This window comes from Bradyrhizobium sp. RDI18 (genome assembly GCF_043203335.1).
GTDB classification, from domain to species: Bacteria; Pseudomonadota; Alphaproteobacteria; order Rhizobiales; family Xanthobacteraceae; genus Bradyrhizobium; species Bradyrhizobium retamae.
Genome location: NZ_JBICRN010000006.1, coordinates 1,080,756 through 1,098,245, shown reverse-complemented (window position 1 = coordinate 1,098,245; position 17,490 = coordinate 1,080,756). Strand labels below are relative to the sequence as shown.

Here is a 17,490-nt window from a genome sequence, read left to right as displayed (position 1 = left end):
CTCGCGGTGACATGGATTGCTTCGTCGCTTCGCTCCTCGCAATGACGATGACGCGTGGACGCCGTTATTCCGCGCTGCTCACGAGCTTGATGCGCGGCTCTTCCTCCATCAGGCCGCGATACGCAGCAAGATAGTCGAGCGCCATGCGGCGCGCCGTGAAACGGGCTTCGAACTGCCGGCGGATGGCGCCGCGATCCAACGTGGATAGTCGATCGACCACGGCCACTGCGCTGGTTTCATCTTCCACGACGAAACCTGTCAGACCAGGGTCGATGATCTCCGCTACCGAACCACGGTTGTAGGCAACCACCGGTGTGCCGCAGGCCATGGCCTCGATCATGACGAGGCCGAAAGGCTCCGGCCAGTCGATCGGCACCAGCAGCCCGATGGCGCCGCTGAGGAAGTCGGGCTTTTCGCGGTCGCTGATCTCACCGATGTATTCGACCAGCGGATTGGCCTTGATCAGTGGGGAAATCAGCTCGTCGTAGTAGTCCTGGTCGGCGCGATCGACCTTGGCCGCGATTTTCAGCGGGATGCCGCATCGGGTGGCGATGCTGATGGCGCGATCCACGCCCTTTTCCGGCGCGATCCGCCCGAGCACCGCCAAATAGGACGGCTGCACCGGCTGCGGCGTCAGCAGATTCCCCGGCAGCCCGTGGTGAACGGTGCGCAGCCAATTGGCCTGCGGCACCGGCCGACGCTGCGCGTTGGAAATCGAGATCACCGGCACCTTGGAGAAGGTATTGAATACCGGCTGATGCTCCGGCAGGTCGAGCCTGCCGTGCAGGGTGGTCAGGAACGGCGTCGGCTGTCGGTAGAACAGCGAGAATGGATAGTAGTCGAGATGAAAGTGCAGAAAATCGAACTCTTCATCGTCGCATTTCTGCCGCACGCGTTCCAGCATCACCATGTGCAGCGCGTTGGGGTCCCGCACTGAGCCGTCGAGGCGCAACGCCTTCGGCCATGTCGCATCGAGTTTCGCCGAGGTGCGGGAATCCCCGCTGGCGAACAAAGTGACTTCGTGCCCTAACGCTACCAGTTCTTCAGTCAGCCAGTGCACCACCCGCTCGGTGCCGCCGTACAGTTTGGGGGGAACAGCCTCCGTCAGCGGGGCGACCTGCGCGATGCGCATCTTTCGTCTCCTGTTTCGAATGTTGGTTGGATAAATCCCTCAGCCCGCAGATCGGCACCGGCGTGCCGGAAGCTGGAACGTTCTTGCATCTGCGAAGTTCCAATCATCGGCGCATCTTGGTTCTTCCACACGACTGTCTTGCTGATGCCATCTGACACCAACAGATTTGAGGCGACTTCGATGCTGCAGAATTGTTGCGCGGTGATGGCTGCGCGCCAGCAAACCCGAAGCGGCACCGTTCACGACCTCGTGCGCGATGTGCGTTAGGGATTCCCTTTCACTCTCAACAGGTTTGCAGACGACATGGATAATCTTTCAGGGTATGTGCGGCGGCCGCTTCCATTTGTCTTGCGCTACTTGCGCCGGCGCCGCGGAGCCCATGTGGTCATCGTATCTGCCGTCGTTGCAGCGGTTGCCTGCTCGGTGGGCACGCAATATGGCGTGAAGAGTCTGGTCGACAGCCTGACGGCCGGTTCGTCGCACGCGAGCAGCGTATGGCTGGCATTCGCTTTCCTCATGTCGCTGATCGCGGCGGATAATCTGCTATGGCGGGTCGCGAGCTGGACGGCGAGCTTCACCTTCGTCGGCGTCACCGGCGATCTCCGCCGTGACATGTTCCGCCACCTGACCGGTCACGCCCCCAGCTATTTCTCTGACCGGCTGCCGGGCATGCTGACCAGCCGTATCACCGCGACATCCAATGCCGTCTTCACTGTCGAAAACATGTTCGTCTGGAACGTGTTACCGCCGTGCATCGCGACCGTTTCGGCGATACTCCTCATAGGAACCGTCAGTCTTGCGATGTCTGCGGGCTTGATCATCATCGCGGGTATCATGCTGATGGCGATGTTTCACCTCGCCGCGGCGGGAAAGCCGCTGCACGATGACTTTGCCGACAAGGCGGCTGCGGTGGACGGCGAGATGGTCGACGTCATCAGCAATCTGCCGCTGGTCCGTGCGTTCTGCGGCCTCAGCTACGAACACGACCGCTTCGACGCCACCGTCGAGCGGGAACTCGACGCCCGTGGGCGCAGCCTCCGCTATCTCGAGAAGCTGCGGCTGCTTCACGCCGTTGTGACCATTCTGCTGACGATCGCGCTGCTGGCGTGGGTCATCACGCTCTGGCAGCGGGGCGCGGCGACCACCGGCGATGTCGTGCTGGTATGTACGCTCGGGCTCTCGATCCTAAGCGCGACGCGCGACCTTGCGGTGGCGCTGGTCGACGTGACCCAGCACGTCGCCCGCCTGACGGAGGCGATCGCCACCTTGCTGCTGCCGCACGAATTGAAGGATCATCCCGAGGCCGAGCCACTGGTCCGCAGCGGCGCCGCCGTCGCCTTCAACAACGTCTCGTTCCACTATCCCGGCGGCGTTCAGGTGTTCGAGAAGTTCTCCTTGCGCATTCAGCCGGGACAACGGGTCGGGCTGGTCGGCCATTCCGGCGGCGGTAAATCCAGCCTGTTTGTGCTGCTGCAGCGCTTCTACGACGTCCAGCACGGCAGCATCATGATCGACGGCCAGGATATCTCGCGGGTGACGCAGCAGAGCCTGCGCGAGGCGATCTCGGTCGTGCCGCAGGACATCTCGCTGTTCCACCGCTCGATCATGGAGAATATCCGCTACGGACGTCCGAACGCGACCGACGATGAGGTGCTGCGCGCGGCGATCGCGGCGCGCTGCGATTTCATCGAGAATCTCCCCGAAGGCATGGCTACGATGGTTGGCGATCGCGGCATCAAGGTTTCCGGCGGGCAGCGGCAGCGGATCGCCATCGCGCGCGCCTTCCTGAAAGACGCGCCGATCCTGTTGCTGGACGAGGCAACCGCTGCGCTCGACAGCGAATCCGAAGAGGCGATCCGCGAGGCGTTGTCGCGGTTGATGCGAGGGCGCACCGTGATTGCCATCGCCCACCGGCTCGCCACCTTGCGCAATTTTGATCGCGTTGTGGTATTGCAGGGCGGGCGGATCATCGAGGACGGACCGCCGGATATTCTCCTGCAGGGAAGGGGCCCTTACCGCGAACTGGTCGCGCGCGAAATGGGCCGTCTCGCGACCCACGCGGCCTGATCTGCGGCAGTAGCGTTTGCGTCCCGATGCGTCCATCACAACGCAAGGAAATCGCTTGAGGGGTCAAAATGACAGCCGAAGTCAGCCAACTGATCACCGTTCAGGCTGCCGAACACGTAGCGGAATCGCCATTCTACATCCCGATGACGGGCCCGGCGACGCGGCCGCGCTGCTCGCTCAAGCATGATGATACCTTTATCGTGCTGGACAGCCATGGCGATATCGGCGCCTCCGCCGGCGGGCCCGACGGTCTGTTCAACGCCGACACGCGTTACCTCGCTCGGCTGGAGATGGTGCTCGACGAAGTCCAGCCGCTGTTGCTCGGCTCCAATCTGCGCGACGATAACTCGGCGCTGACCGTCGATCTCACCAATTCCGACGTATACCGCAACGGCAGGCTGGCGTTGCAGAAGGACACGCTGCACATCGTTCGCTCGATTTTCCTGTGGCGCGGCACCGCCTACCAGCGCATCGCGCTGCAAAATCACGGCGACCGGCCGGCGAGCTTCGACCTGACGCTGCTGTTCGACAATGATTTCGCCGATTTGTTCGAGGTGCGCGGCGAGCGCCGGTCGCGCCGGGGCATAGGCTCCAGCCGGTTGCTCGGTCCCGCCGATGTCATGCTGGAATACAGCGGGCTCGACGGTAGGGTCCGCATTACAGCGTTGCATTTCGAGCCGCGGCCGACGCGGCTCGCGGTCAATTCTGCAACCTATCATTTCGAGCTGGAACCCAGGCAAGTGATCGCATTGTTCGTCGCGGTATCCTGCAACAAGCCGGCCATGCAGAAGCCGGTACCGTTCTATCGCGGCCTGCTGGCGCATCGCCGCGAGATGCGGCGGTCGACGGCCGGCGCAGCCAGCATCGAGACGTCGAACAATATCTTCAACGAGGTGCTGTGCCAGGCGATGGCCGATCTCAACATGCTGATGACGGATACGCCGCAGGGCAGATACCCCTATGCCGGCATCCCCTGGTACTCAACGACGTTCGGTCGCGACGGGCTGATCACCGCGCTGCAGATGTTGTGGATCGATCCGCGCATTGCCAAGGGCGTGCTGCGGCGGTTGGCTCATTTTCAGGCCAAGGAGATCGATCCGCTTGCCGATGCCGAACCTGGCAAGATCCTGCACGAAATGCGCGGCGGCGAGATGGCGGCGCTGCGCGAAGTGCCGTTCGCGCAATATTACGGCAGCGTCGACTCGACGTCGCTGTTCGTGCTGCTGGCCGGCCTCTATGTCGAGCGCACCGGCGACGAGGAAACGCTGGCCGAACTGTGGCCCGCGATCGAGGCGGCGTTGCGATGGATCGACGGCCCCGGCGACCCTGATCGTGACGGCTTCGTCGAGTACCAGCGCGCCACCGAGCAGGGGCTTGCCAACCAGGGCTGGAAGGATTCCTTCGACGCGATCTTCCACGCCGATGGACAGCTCGCCGAGGGCTACATCGCGCTGGCGGAAGTTCAGGGATATGTATTTGCCGCCAAGCGGCTGGCGGCGCGATGCGCCCGGCGGTTGGGCTTGATCGACCGGGCGGCAGAACTCGAATCCGCCGCCCTGCTGCTGGCCGAGCGCTTCGAGGAGGCGTTCTGGTGCGAGGAGCTCGGCACCTATGCGCTGGCGCTCGATGGCGCCAAGCGGCCGTGCAAGGTCCGAACTTCCAATGCCGGCCAGCTTCTCTTCACCGGCATCGTTCGGACCGATCGTGCCCGCCTTGTTGCGGCCGATCTGATGAGCCAGAAATTCTTTTCGGGATGGGGCATCCGCACCGTCGCCTATGGCGAGATTCGCTACAACCCGATGTCCTATCACGACGGATCGATCTGGCCGCACGACAACGCGCTGATCGCGCTCGGTTTTGCACGCTACGGCCTGAAGCATTCGGTGGCGCATCTGTTCACGGGCCTGTTCGATGCTGCGAGCTACATGGACTTGCGGCGGCTGCCGGAATTGTTCTGCGGATTCCGACGGGAGAAGCGGCGCGGACCGGTGCTTTATCCGGTCGCCTGTGCGCCGCAGGCCTGGGCCAGCGCGACGCCCTTTACCCTGCTGGAGGCGACGCTCGGTCTCGAATTCGATGCAGCGGGCGGCGAGATCCGTCTTCGTGATCCGCGCCTGCCGGAATTTCTCAACGAGGTGGTATTGCGCGATCTGCGGCTCGGGCCCTCCAGCGTCGACTTGAGGGTCCGCCGCCACGGCGAGGAAGTCTCGCTCGAGGTATTGCGCACGCGCGGACAGATTCAGGTGTCGATCGTGTTGACGCACTAGCGGTCGTGCATTCCTATCCATGCGTCTTCGGAGTTCAGGAGGCCATATGCGCGCCGGTATTGTCATCATATCGCTGATCGCCGGGCTAGCGATGAGCCTCCCGGTTTCGGCAGCGGAAGATAATGGACCGCCGGGAAGCCGAGCTGCTCCGGCCGATGCCGCGAAAGATGCCCCGAAAAAGGAACCGGCGCCTCCGCCGTCGGTCACTGTGATCGGCGCCCGCGACGCGCTCGGCATTCTGGGCCGCGAAGTCCGCAGTCCGGCCAACGAAAATATGGGACGCATCGTCGACGTGATCGTGGACCGCGAGGGCACTGTGCGCGCCGCTGTCATCGATTTCGGCGGCTTTCTCGGTGTCGGCAGCCGAAAGATCGTCGTCGATTGGAGTGCGCTGCGTTTTGGCCGTATTGCCAACAAGAGTGACAGCATCACGCTCGAGCTGAGCAAGGAACAGGTGATGGCGGCGCCGGAATACAAGCAGGACGCGCCGGTCATCGTGCTCGGTGCGGCCGGCCGCTTACAGCCGTGGGATTTCGACAAATAAAGGAGAAACGGTCTGATCGCGCGTCCGTCCCAGTCGCTCGATCCGATGAACGACGATCGCCATGGGCGATCCGCCGGCGAGGGAAATGTTGTGCCGCTGCCGCCCGCGCCCGGCGAGCGGCACAAACCGTCGCGCGAGAGCCAGCGCGGCCTCGACTGGTTCATCTTCTTTCTTGCCGACGTGCAGACCGGATTCGGTCCGTTTATTGCGGTCTACCTCACCACGCAGAAATGGACGCAGGTCGAGATTGGCTTCGTGCTGTCGATCGGCGGGATCATCGGCCTGCTCGGGCAGATGCCAGGCGGAGCTGTCGTCGATGCCGCCCGTTCCGAGCGGCTGGTGGCGGGGCTCGCGGTCGCCACCATCGGCTGCGCCGCGCTGGCCTACGCTCTGTGGCCGATCTTCCCGGTAGTGACTGCGGCCGCCATCTTGCATGCGCTTGCGAGCTGCGTGCTGGGTCCGGCAATCGCTGCGATTAGCCTCGGCCTGGTCGGGCCGTTTGCGATCGGGGAACGGCTCGGGCGCAATGCCCGTTTCGCGTCCTTGGGTAATGGTTCAGCGGCGGCGCTGATGGGAGCCTGCGGCTATCTGTTGTCAAGCCAGTCGGTCTTCTTCGTCACCTTCTTTCTCACAATTCCCACCTTGTTGGCTCTTGCCCGGATTCGTGGCCAGGAAATCAACGTGGCGCAGGCGCACGGTGCCCTGAGCGAGGACGGCGACGATACCAAGACCGCCGACAAGGAGGCGACCAGTGTACTTCATCTCCTTCGGCAGCGCCCGCTGCTGATATTCGCCGGCGGCGTATTGCTGTTTCAACTCGCCAACGCCGCCATGCTGCCGCTGATGGCCGGCGTGGTCACGACGCGATCGGCTCAATGGGCGCCAGTGCTGATTGCGGCTTGCATCATCGTACCTCAAGCGATCGTCGCGTTGACCTCACCCTCGGTCGGGCGCAAGGCTCAGGCGTGGGGGAGGCGGCCGCTGCTGCTCATGGCGTTCGCTGCGCTGGCGATCCGTGGTTTGCTGTTTGCGGTGGTTAGCGATCCCTACGTTCTGGTCCTGGTGCAAGTGTTCGACGGCATTACCGCGGCCGTGCTCAGCGTAATGGTGCCGCTGATCGTGGCCGATGTCGCCTACGGCAGCGGCCACTTCAATCTGGCGCAGGGGATCGTCGGAACCGCGACCGGCATTGGTGCTTCGCTGAGCACGGTATTGGCGGGCTATATCAGCGATATCTTTGGCAGCAGCGTCGCGTTCATCGGGCTGGCGGGGATCGCAGCCCTTGGCTTGACGGTGATCTGGGCGTTCATGCCGGAGACCCGGCGGAGCGAGGTTTAAGCGTGAGGCCCACGGTCAATAGCGCCGCGATGGCGAGCGACGCGCCTACGCCGGCGATGCAGGCGCTCCATCCGAAGCGGTCGAACAACTGGCCCAGCACGGCGCTGCCGACGAGACCACCGAGGAAATAGCAGGCAAGATAGGTTCCGCTGGCAATGCCGCGGTGGTCGCTGGCGGCCTGGCCGACGAAGCCGGTGGCGCAGGCTTGCGCAAAGAACGTCCCGATGCCGACCAGTACCATGCCGGCCAATACTTGCGGCAGGTGGGAAGACAGCATCAAAGGCAATCCAACTGCTGCCACCGCGAGCGCCCCCCAGATCGCTGGCCGCGTGCCAAACCGGGCGACAGCCCTGCCGGCAAACAGAGTCGTGACCACGGATGGCGCGAAGACGAAATAGACAAGGCCGAGGTCCATCCGTCCGAGCGAGAGCGGTGCACGGACCAGCACAAAATTGACAAAGGTGAAGGTGCCGATAAAGGCAAACAGGATGCAGAAGCCGATAGCGAAAGCCGAACGCAGCGCCGGGCTACGCCAATGCTCGATCGTTGCCGCGAGTGGCGATTGCGCCGTGAGCACCGCGTGCATCGGCTTGACCCGATGGATGGTGAAATAAACCAGCACGGCACCGGCGAGATTGAGCAGCGCGAAGAAATAGAAGTTCGAGGCCAGCCCGAGCGTGTCGACCACCGCCGCCGACACCAGCCGGCCGATCAGATTGCTTGCGACGTTGCCGGTGATATAGGCCGCGAACGCGCCGCCCGCATCCATCGAACTGCATTGCTCGCCGAGATGGGCCAGCGTCAACGCGAACGCCGAGGCCATGCAGAGGCCCTGGGCGATGCGAAGCGCCGTAAACGTCATGATATCAGGCGCGATCGCCAGCAACGTGGTGGGGACTGCGAGCACGACCAGGCTGACGAGAATGCCGAGCCGGCGATCGATATGCGGGCTGAGGAAGCCGACAACGAGGCCGGCAATGGCCATGCCGATGGTGCTGGCATTGACCGCGATACCCATGGCGGCCGGTGTTACATTGTAGTGCCGGGTCAGCGAGGGAAGAATCGCCTGCGTTGCGAACAGATCCACCACGGTCAGGAAGGCCGTGAGGCCAATGACCAGGGATCGCAGGGCTACGCCCGGTGAGTGACCATGCATTTCCATCGCTTGGGATTTCATCGGCGCGGACATGCCGGTCATGGCGCTTCTCAATATCTTATCGAGAAAGAAGGATGTGACGCCTGGGCGTGTGGGGCGACACGGGGACCCCAGGCCGTCACATCCGGCAACGAGACGTCGGGTAGCGCTCGTTACGGCTCCTTACATATTGTGGTCGTGCGGATCCTTGCGGACGTCGCCGACATAGAGAATGACGGTCTCCTTGCCGAGATTCTTCCACCAGTGCGAGGTGCCGGCGACTTCCGGCCTGATCTCGCCGGCCTTGTGCACGATCGGCTCCGAGCAGTTGCTAGCGTATTCGACGATCTCGCCCTGCTGGACATAGATCAGCGCAGGCCGGTCGTCATGGCTGTGCCAGGGCACGATGCCGCCGGGCTCGATGGTCAGCTTGCGGAAGCGCAGCTCGCGATCCCTGATGTTGGCCGGCTGCTTTTCGAGGTTGATCGAGCCGAGCGTGACGTCGGTGACGCCGACCGGCTTGTGGTCGACCATCGGGCGGACATTTGCCTGCATCTTCCCGGCCGGGCATTCGCCGGCCACGGCGCTCGGGACGGTCGCAACCGAGCCTGCGATCAATCCGGCGAGCGCGAGGCCCTGCCAGACCATACGCGACGTGACGTTGGATTTGGACATGTCGTGGTCTCCTCTGGTTTTGCCTTGGCCCCGGATGGTTCGGCCGGCTACGTCACCACCATCGTGGAAATGGCGCACGAGAGGAAATGCCGGTTGGCTTTTGACTCGATAGCTCCGCGCTATGCGGTAAGACTAGCCGTGGCCGAGCATGTGTCTGATGTCGGAGGAGAAGGTCGGATAGGCGCAGACGTTTTCCCGGATCTGGCTCGCCGTAATGCCGAAGCGCATCGCCAATCCGAAGATGTTCACCAGTTCCTGCCCCGAATGCCCGACGAAATGAGCACCAAGGATGCGGTCCGTGGCCTGATCGACGATTACTTTCGACCACGCCACTGTTTCGGCATAGGTTTTCGCGGAGAACCAGTCGAGCATGTCATTGACGTGGACGTCGATCGCAAGACCCTTCTGCTTGGCAGCGGCTTCCGTCAGGCCAACCGATGCGAGCGGCGGCACCGTGTAGACCGATGTCGCCATGCTCGCGTAGTCCGGGCTGTACTTAGCGCCTTCGACGATGTTTCGGCCGACGATGTCGCCCTCATAGGTCGCGATCGGCGACAGTTGCGGCGAGGTCGGAACTGCGTCGCCGCAGACATATACGTTGGGATTGGAGGTCGACCGCAGATGGCGGTCGGCCGTGATGCGGCCATTGGCTTGCTCGACCTGGCCCGCCGCAAGATCCAACGTATCGACATTGGCGATGCGTCCGGCGCCGTTGACGACACGGTCGGCCTCGGCTGCGTGCAGGGTGCCGTTATGGCTGAAGACGACGCGCAGGCGGTCCTTCACCTTTTCAATTTGCTTGACGCTCACTGCAGTTCTGATGCGAATGCCGATGCGCTCGCTCTCGGCCTGCAAGCGCGTGACGGCGTCGGCGTCCATGGCAGGCAATAGCTGCGGCAGCGCTTCGAGAATCGTGACCGCAGCACCGGCGCGCGCATAGACGTGGCCAAACTCGAGCGCGATGACACCGCCACCGATGAAGATCACGGAGGCCGGCAGTTCGCGCTCGCTCAGGATTTCGTCCGAGGTGATCATGAGCTCGGCTCCTGGAATCGGCAGCGGCCGCGGCTTCGATCCCGTCGCAATCACGATATGCCTGGCCTCGAGTGTCCGGCTTCCGACGCGGATTGTATTGGAGCCTGTGAAAGCGCCGTGGCCCTTGATGACCTCGACATTGCGCTTGGCCATCGCGCGAGCGAGATTGGCAGGGATGTCCTTGATCATGTCCTTCTCGCGGTCGATCAGCGCGGCCCAGTCGAGTTTCGGCTTGCCGACAGCTATGTGATGGATGGATGCGCGTTCGATTTCGTGCAGCGCGTGACCGGCGGCCACCAGCACCTTCTTCGGCGTGCAGCCGCGGTTCGGGCAGGTGCCGCCGAGAAGATCGGCCTCGATCATCGCGACCGACATTCCCGCGCGCCGGACCGGTCCGGTGACACCGATGCCGGCATTGCCGCCGCCGAGAATGACAACGTCAAATTTCTCCAGTGTCATCGGATGAACTCCTCTGTTGGCAACGCCGGATGCGATCAGGCCGCGCCGGCGGCGCAGCCTGATGAGCTTGCGGCAAGCGGGCCGACACGGTTACTTGGTTGTGATGGTCGAGGTGATCGAGCCCACCACCTTGGTCGCCATCTCGAACTGCGCCACACGGTCCCTGATGTTGTGACGCCTGGCGATCCATCCGAAATCGGTCCAGACTGCCCAGACGTCGCCATTGTCGTCCTGCGTCAGCAATAGCCGGACCGGCCAGTCAAGCCCGGCGTTCGGATTCGAGGCGATTAATTGCGTCCCGAGCGGCGGATTGCCGAACACCAGTAGCGTCGAGGGACGCAGCTTGATGCCGGCACCGGCCGCGAGTTTCGACTGGTCGATCTCGCTGAAGAATTTGATGCCCTTGGCTGCGATATCCGCCTTGATGCGGCTGATCGCCTCCGGCATCGGCACCGCGCTCTTGACGCGAACGATGCCATCGTCGCTGTCGGCCCGTGCTGCCGAGATGGCTGAAAGCACGAGCACCGCCAGCAGCAGTGTGGCAAAGAAATTTGCAAAGCGGTTCGTCAGATGGCGTGTCATGGGAAACCTCCTGTCGGTGGCGCATGCTTGTCGATGACAGGATGAACGTTCGGCCGGCCAATATGAAATGCGCATCCGCTCTCAAGTCGATAGCGGCGGACTATCGCTGCCCCTCAATACGCCATGGCTATCGAACCGATTGTGCAACGGCATTTCAAATCAAGGGAAGTCCATCCTCTGATGGGCCAGCGTCCGATTGGCGGGCGCGATGTCAATCTTGAGGAATTTCCTATGACCACCCTTTCCAAGACCCTGATTGCCGCCGCGGCCTTTGCTGCCGTTGCAACGACCGCCTTCTCGCAAGTCCCCTGGGAATTTAATCCGGGCATGGCCTACATGTATGCCGGTCCGGGGAAGATGTCGGCGATGGCCATGGCCTCGACGCCCAAGAATCACGACGCGATGATGAAGAACGCCAAGAAGGTGCCTGATAACACCGTGTTCTTCATGGACAAGGGCCAGCTCTATTCGACTTCGGGCATGCTTGACCCGACCGGCAATTTCTATCTGCCCTGAAGCGGGAGCACTGCAGCGTTCGGGCCGCCCTTGCGGGGCGGCCCGAGCCGGAAAATAATATGGATATGCCGGAGCAAGCCATGACGACAACGCTATCGCCAGCCAACGCCGAACGCCTCAAGGAGGCGTTCCAGCAATGCCGCGACATGGAGGGTACCTTGCGCGAGCAGCTCGAGGCCTACGCCGCGGCGGGACGGGAGATCTTTCCGGCCTATGGCGAAGCGGTCGACCGGCTGGTGGCGCGGCTCAATAAGAACGGCGGCGGCGAAAACGCGCCGAGGCCAGGCGAGGTGATGCCGCCGTTCCTGTTGCCGGACGAGGCCGGCCGGCTGGTAAGCCTGAAATCGCTCCTCGACCACGGTCCGGTCGCCGTGATGTTTTATCGCGGCCATTGGTGCCCTTACTGCCGGCTAAACGTGAGGGCGGTGATCCAGGCCCAGGACCGGATCAGGGCATTGGGCGCGCAGACAGTTGCGATCATGCCGGAGACCCAGGCCTATGCCGAGAAATTCAAATCCGAGGCCGCAGCGCCGTTCCCGGTGTTGACCGATCTCGACAACGGCTACGCGCTGTCGCTCAACCTCGCGATCTGGCTCGGCACCGAAATCCAGCGGCTGCTTTCGTATCAGGATATGGCGAGTTTTCAGGGCAATGACGGCTGGGTGCTGCCGATCCCGGCTACCTTCGTGGTCGGCCGCGATGGATTGGTAAAAGCCCGCTTCGTCGATCCCGATTTCCGCAAGCGCATGGAGATCGACGATCTGATCGCCGCGTTGAAGAGTGCAGGCGAAGAGCGATAGAGAAATCCGTTCGCCGGCTTGCGGATCGCACCCGGAGCGCCTTCGAGCGCGGTTCTGGCAAGGTTCCCGTTTTCCGGGCGATCGACGTCAGCGTTCGATGGTGCCTGAACGCCGAATCTTCTTCTGCAACAGCATCACGCCGTACAGCAGCGCTTCGGCGGTCGGCGGGCAGCCCGGAACATAGATATCGACAGGAACGATGCGGTCGCAGCCACGCACGACCGAGTACGAATAGTGATAATAGCCGCCGCCGTTGGCGCACGAACCCATCGAAATCACATATCGCGGCTCGGGCATCTGATCGTAGACCTTGCGCAGCGCGGGGGCCATCTTGTTGCAGAGTGTACCGGAGACGATCATGACATCGGCCTGCCGTGGACTGGCTCGGGGCGCAAATCCAAACCGCTCGGCGTCGTAGCGGGGCATCGCCATCTGCATCATCTCGATTGCGCAGCAAGCGAGGCCGAATGTCATCCACATCAACGAACCGCCGCGGGCCCACGTGATCAAATCATCGGCGGCGGTAACGAAAAAGCCTTTGTCGCTGAGCTCATTGTTCAATCCGGCAAAAAAGTAGTCATCACGCACGGGAGCGCCGGTCCCCGGGTCCAAGATTCCCGTTCCGGAGGGCGTGATCAATTGTCGGGAGTCTGGCATCGGGCCGCTCCCACTGGTTGTTGCGAGGCTTACGCTTTCCCGTCTATGACGGCAGAAACTTCATACAGATGTGGATCGATCTCGCTCGTGATTTCGTCGAAATGGCCCCACTGCCTGCGAAACTCCGGCGATTGATGGGCCGATCGCAGCAGGTCGCTGTTCTGCCATTGCACGTAGTTGACGATGCGGCGTCCATCCAGACTGCGATGCAGGCTGATCGATATGAAGCCCGGCTGACGCGCCATGAAGCGGGCGCGCTCGGTCATGACCGACAACGCCTCCGCCTGCTTCTCGGGCTCCGACTCGACGATCGTGATCTGGGTAACGGGTTGCTTGTCGGCGTGGATCTGCGGCATGGCTGATCTCCCTTGATCGAGACCGAATTCAGCGCAGCTTCGCGGCGCAGCGCCTGGCGCGGGTCCCCAGCGTTGCTGGCGCGGGCCGGTATCCGCAAGCTCGACGACGCCGGCGAGCAGTCCAGTCATGGCGACCTCGCCTCAGCTACAGAAATTCCGGGAAGGGGAAGCGGTTCCGAGAATTGCCTGAGGGCGTGCAAGCTCGCGCGAACAGGATCGCTGCCGCACAAGGCCGGTGGCCGCCCGGATGCAAGGCGTTGGTAGTGGAACCGGTGGAGAAACCTCAAAAATCTCGAAAAAGCCGGGAACGTGATCGCGCGTCGAAAGTTACGTCTGCAAGGAGCAAGTAACCTTCATAGAAGGTGAAATGCTCCGACGGCCCCGTCATTTTGCGATTTCAAATGGCGGGGTCGCTCTTTGTGGAGCAGACTTTCACCCTACCAGGCAGGCGTGCGCCGCGGTTCCGCCCTGCGGAGCACTGCATCAGCGGGGCGGTTGCATGCCTGGGGAAGTCAGCCAATTTCTGATTTCGACTGCCTTCCTCATTTGCAACGCCTTGCGTTTGGCGGCTTCCTTGTCATCGCCGGGCGGCAGCCTATCCGCTGTCTCCTGTAGATCCTCGGCGATCTGCTCCCAATCTTTGCGGTTCGGGCGCGGATGAGGTTTCATCGGTCCCTCCAACTCCCAGCCAGATTCCATATGGTGCAGCCGCCCGCGATTTTAAGGGGATCCGCACTCAGCGCAATGCGGCGGAAAAGCCAGGGGAACCGACCCGGCCGGACCTCTCAAGGAGTTCCATTCCTGTCGATGAATGGCTGCCAGTTGGTGCTCCGCAGCATCCGCATCACGGCGGATGCCACCGCGGTCCGTTCACGTCCGGCCACGCCGTAAAGATTTACCGTTCGCCGCGCATCCAGCCCCTCGACGCTGGCGCGCTTTAGCGTCGGCGGGATCGACGCCGTGTCGGGCACCACGGCGACGCCGATATCGGCCTCCAACAGTTCGATCAGATCGCGCTCGGATGCGATCTCGTGGCTGCGATCGACGTCGAGGCCGTGTTCGCGAAGCGAAGAGTTCACCCGCGCCGCATGTTCGCAGTAGTTCCGCGACAGCAATTGTTCGGCGCGAAGGTCGCCGAAGTCGAGTTTGTCGCGGTCTGCCAGCGGATGCTTCCGGTTGATGACGAGCTGAAAGTTTTCGGTAAACAGCGGCCAGGTATCGAGCCGGTCCCACTCTTCGCTGATTTCGGCGGCAATGCCGAGTTCGGCTTCGCCCTTCTTGAGAAATTCCGCGACTTCGCGGGCGTTGCCGCGCAAGAAACGAAACTCCAGACGGTTGAACATCCGCTTGATCTGGTCGAGATGCGGAATCAACAGCGACAGATCGACCGAATGGGTCAGCGCGATCCGGAGCGCGCCGACTTCGCCGCTCTTGAAGGATGAGGCAAGTTCGCGCGCGCCGGTCGCCGCCTCATAACATTGCTTGAGCAGCGGATGCATGCGCTGGCCGAGCTCGGTCAATTGCGCGGCCGGACGCTCGCGGCGAAACAGATCGCCGCCGAGTTCGGCTTCGAGCTGCTTGATCGCCCGCGTCAGCGACGGCTGCGTGACGTTGCACTCGTCGGCGGCGCGCGTGAAGTTGAGCACGCGCGCGACCGCAAGGAAGTAGCGAACCTGATGCATCTCCATGGTCGTGCCCCGGTCTGTCGTGCAGGAAAGCTACCCGATTGCGCCCCCCGATGACTACCCAAACCGCCATAGCGCGGGCGTATCGTTTTGGAAGCCAAAGGGCATTTCCTTGGAGCCGTGCCAAGCGTGCAGATTGCGGTGGAAATGGTCTCGTTACGACGCTGCTAGCCACACGAAAGGGCGGCCCATGAATATTCAGCTCAAGATCCAGGACGCTTCGGCCATGCGGCCACTGACAGGCAAAGTCTCGCTGGTCACGGGCTCGACCAGCGGTATCGGGCTCGGGATCGCCCGTGCGTTGGCCGGAGCCGGCTCGGCCGTGGTGCTGAACGGTTTCGGCCTCGCGGCCGAGATCGCCAAGACCCGCGATCAGCTTACCGCCGATTTCGGCGTCGAAGTCAGCTATTCCGCGGCCGATATGACGAGCCGGGAAGCAATCGCCGAGATGATCGCGGCGACGGTCGCCAGTCACAGCCGGCTCGATATTCTGGTCAACAATGCCGGCATTCAACACGTCGCGCCGCTCGATCAGTTTCCGGTCGAGAAGTGGGACGCGATCCTGTCGATCAATTTGTCATCGGCATTTCACACCATGCGGCTCGCATTGCCCGCGATGCGCCAGAACAGGTTCGGCCGCATCATCAACATCGCCTCGGCGCACGGCCTGGTCGCTTCGCCTTTCAAGGCGGCCTATGTCGCGGCCAAGCACGGCATCGTCGGCCTGACCAAGGTGGCGGCGCTGGAGACCGCGGAAGAGGGCATCACCTGCAACGCGATCTGCCCGGGCTATGTCTACACGCCGCTGGTCGAGGCGCAGATCGACGGCCAGGCCAGGGCCCACGGCATTTCTCGCGAGCAGGTCATCCACGACGTGTTGCTGGCGCAGCAACCGAACAAGCGTTTTGCCACTGTCGAAGAGCTCGGTGCGCTGACGGTGTTTCTTGCCAGCGACGCGGCAGCTTCGATCACCGGCGTCGCGCTGCCGGTCGATGGCGGCTGGACCGCGCACTAGCGGCTTTTCGGTTCTGATTGAATCAGAGCCGGAGCACGACAAACAATCCGAGGGAGGGTGACATGAAGGACGTTCAGGATATCGGTTCTTCGCCGAACTTGCGATCGCTGGCCAGGTCCGAGTCGGGTCAGATCGTCCTGGTGCTGCAGGGCGGCGGCGCACTTGGCTCTTACCAGGCCGGTGTCTATCAAGCGCTGCATGAGGCCGGAATCGAACCGGACTGGATCATCGGCACCTCGATCGGCGCGATCAATGCCGGCCTGATCGCCGGCAACGCGCCGCAGAACCGATTGTCGCGCCTTCGCGAGTTCTGGAAGAAGATGGAACAGAATCCGGTCTGGACCTTCCGCGACATCTTTCCAGGTTTCAACGAAAAGCTCTCCTACTGGTCGACCGTGACCAACGGCATTCCCGGCTTCTTTCGGCCCAACCCGTTGGCCCATGCTGGCGATTCCTATCCGCTCGGTGCCGACAATGCCGGCTACTACTCGACCGCGCCGCTGGAGCGAACCTTGACCGAGCTGGTCGATTTCAAGCTGGTCAATCAATGCTCGCCACGTCTGACGGTCGGCGCCGCCCATGTCCGCACCAGCCAGATGCGCTATTTCGACAGCCGGGACTGCGAGCTTGGCGTCAGGCACATCATGGCGTCGGGCGCGCTGCCGCCGGCATTCCCGGCGATCCGCATCGACGGCGAGCTTTACTGGGATGGTGGCATATTGTCGAACACGCCGACGGAAGCCGTCTTCGACGATCATCCGCGCAAGAACTCGCTGATCTTCGCCGTGCATCTTTGGAATCCGTCTGGCGCCGAGCCGACCACGATGGCGGAGGTGCTGAACCGGCACAAGGACGTGCAGTATTCAAGCCGGATCGCCAGTCACATCGCGCGACAGCAGCAGGCGCATCGGCTGCGCCACGTCATCAACCAGCTCGCCGCGCGCCTGCCTGAGGCCGAGCGCAACAGCGAGGCGGTGAGGGAACTGACGGGCTATGGCTGCCCGACCCGGATGCATGTGGTGCGGCTGCTCGCTCCGCAGCTCAGCCGCGAGGACCACACCAAGGACATCGATTTCAGTGCGTCCGGCATCATGCAGCGCTGGGATGCCGGTTACCGCCACACCAAAACAGTGCTCGAGAAGAAGCCCTGGGTCGGGGAGTTCGATCCGCTCTCCGGCGTCATCCTCCACGAGCAGACGGCGGCGATGCCGGAAGCGGCGGAGTAGA

16 protein-coding genes are annotated in these 17,490 nt (G+C 62.8%); 8 read left to right on the top strand and 8 right to left on the bottom strand.

Annotated features, from left to right (window positions below; genetic code table 11):
- Positions 1-64: 64 nt before the first annotated feature.
- A complete protein-coding gene (locus ACFXS9_RS06310; RefSeq protein ID WP_392686259.1) occupies positions 65-1,132 on the bottom strand; it encodes a glycosyltransferase family 4 protein in 1,068 nt (355 codons plus the stop codon).
- Between the two features lie 303 nt (positions 1,133-1,435).
- On the opposite strand from ACFXS9_RS06310, the gene ACFXS9_RS06305 reads away from it, so the two are divergent.
- From ACFXS9_RS06305 to ACFXS9_RS06290, 4 genes are all read left to right on the top strand, one after another.
- Positions 1,436-3,199 (top strand): ABC transporter ATP-binding protein, encoded by a 1,764-nt coding sequence (locus tag ACFXS9_RS06305; RefSeq protein WP_392686256.1) that lies wholly within the window; start codon positions 1,436-1,438, stop codon positions 3,197-3,199.
- Between the two features lie 68 nt (positions 3,200-3,267).
- The gene (locus tag ACFXS9_RS06300) at positions 3,268-5,466 is read left to right on the top strand and encodes a glycogen debranching N-terminal domain-containing protein (RefSeq protein WP_392686253.1); all 2,199 of its coding nucleotides are present in this window, start codon (positions 3,268-3,270) and stop codon (positions 5,464-5,466) included.
- A 46-nt stretch (positions 5,467-5,512) separates the two neighbouring features.
- A complete protein-coding gene (locus ACFXS9_RS06295; protein ID WP_392686250.1) occupies positions 5,513-6,010 on the top strand; it encodes a PRC-barrel domain-containing protein in 498 nt (165 codons plus the stop codon).
- Between the two features lie 45 nt (positions 6,011-6,055).
- Positions 6,056-7,348 (top strand): MFS transporter, encoded by a 1,293-nt coding sequence (locus ACFXS9_RS06290; RefSeq protein ID WP_392686248.1) that lies wholly within the window; start codon positions 6,056-6,058, stop codon positions 7,346-7,348.
- Here the strand turns inward: ACFXS9_RS06290 and ACFXS9_RS06285 are convergent.
- The 4 genes from ACFXS9_RS06285 to ACFXS9_RS06270 form a co-directional block, all read right to left on the bottom strand.
- Positions 7,317-8,546, bottom strand: a complete 1,230-nt coding sequence (locus ACFXS9_RS06285) for an MFS transporter (protein WP_392686246.1) — start codon at positions 8,544-8,546, stop codon at positions 7,317-7,319. The genes ACFXS9_RS06290 and ACFXS9_RS06285 overlap by 32 nt on opposite strands.
- Positions 8,547-8,666: 120 nt before the next feature.
- A complete protein-coding gene (locus ACFXS9_RS06280; RefSeq protein ID WP_392686243.1) occupies positions 8,667-9,158 on the bottom strand; it encodes a cupin domain-containing protein in 492 nt (163 codons plus the stop codon).
- 132 nt (positions 9,159-9,290) lie between these two features.
- Positions 9,291-10,652 (bottom strand): dihydrolipoyl dehydrogenase family protein, encoded by a 1,362-nt coding sequence (locus tag ACFXS9_RS06275; RefSeq protein WP_392686240.1) that lies wholly within the window; start codon positions 10,650-10,652, stop codon positions 9,291-9,293.
- A 90-nt stretch (positions 10,653-10,742) separates the two neighbouring features.
- Positions 10,743-11,234, bottom strand: a complete 492-nt coding sequence (locus tag ACFXS9_RS06270; RefSeq protein ID WP_392686237.1) for a DUF302 domain-containing protein — start codon at positions 11,232-11,234, stop codon at positions 10,743-10,745.
- A gap of 231 nt (positions 11,235-11,465) precedes the next feature.
- Here ACFXS9_RS06270 and ACFXS9_RS06265 point away from each other — a divergent pair, with 231 nt between their 5' ends.
- The gene (locus ACFXS9_RS06265; RefSeq protein ID WP_392686234.1) at positions 11,466-11,750 is read left to right on the top strand and encodes a hypothetical protein; all 285 of its coding nucleotides are present in this window, start codon (positions 11,466-11,468) and stop codon (positions 11,748-11,750) included.
- An 80-nt stretch (positions 11,751-11,830) separates the two neighbouring features.
- The gene (locus ACFXS9_RS06260) at positions 11,831-12,550 is read left to right on the top strand and encodes a peroxiredoxin-like family protein (protein ID WP_392686232.1); all 720 of its coding nucleotides are present in this window, start codon (positions 11,831-11,833) and stop codon (positions 12,548-12,550) included.
- Positions 12,551-12,637: 87 nt separating this feature from the next.
- Here ACFXS9_RS06260 and ACFXS9_RS06255 read toward each other — a convergent pair whose 3' ends face one another.
- The 3 genes from ACFXS9_RS06255 to ACFXS9_RS06245 form a co-directional block, all read right to left on the bottom strand.
- Positions 12,638-13,207, bottom strand: a complete 570-nt coding sequence (locus ACFXS9_RS06255) for a NuoB/complex I 20 kDa subunit family protein (RefSeq protein ID WP_392686229.1) — start codon at positions 13,205-13,207, stop codon at positions 12,638-12,640.
- A 29-nt stretch (positions 13,208-13,236) separates the two neighbouring features.
- Positions 13,237-13,692, bottom strand: a complete 456-nt coding sequence (locus ACFXS9_RS06250) for an antibiotic biosynthesis monooxygenase family protein (RefSeq protein WP_392686227.1) — start codon at positions 13,690-13,692, stop codon at positions 13,237-13,239.
- A 656-nt stretch (positions 13,693-14,348) separates the two neighbouring features.
- Positions 14,349-15,251, bottom strand: coding sequence for a LysR family transcriptional regulator (locus ACFXS9_RS06245; RefSeq protein WP_392686224.1), 903 nt, complete (start codon positions 15,249-15,251; stop codon positions 14,349-14,351).
- A gap of 187 nt (positions 15,252-15,438) precedes the next feature.
- Between ACFXS9_RS06245 and ACFXS9_RS06240 the strand changes: the two genes are divergently transcribed.
- Both ACFXS9_RS06240 and ACFXS9_RS06235 read left to right on the top strand, forming a co-directional pair.
- Entirely contained in the window at positions 15,439-16,263 is an 825-nt protein-coding gene (locus tag ACFXS9_RS06240; protein ID WP_392686221.1) for a 3-hydroxybutyrate dehydrogenase, read from the top strand.
- A 62-nt stretch (positions 16,264-16,325) separates the two neighbouring features.
- On the top strand, positions 16,326-17,489 hold the full coding sequence (locus ACFXS9_RS06235) for a patatin-like phospholipase family protein (RefSeq protein ID WP_392686219.1): 1,164 nt from the start codon (positions 16,326-16,328) through the stop codon (positions 17,487-17,489).
- Position 17,490 lies beyond the last annotated feature (1 nt).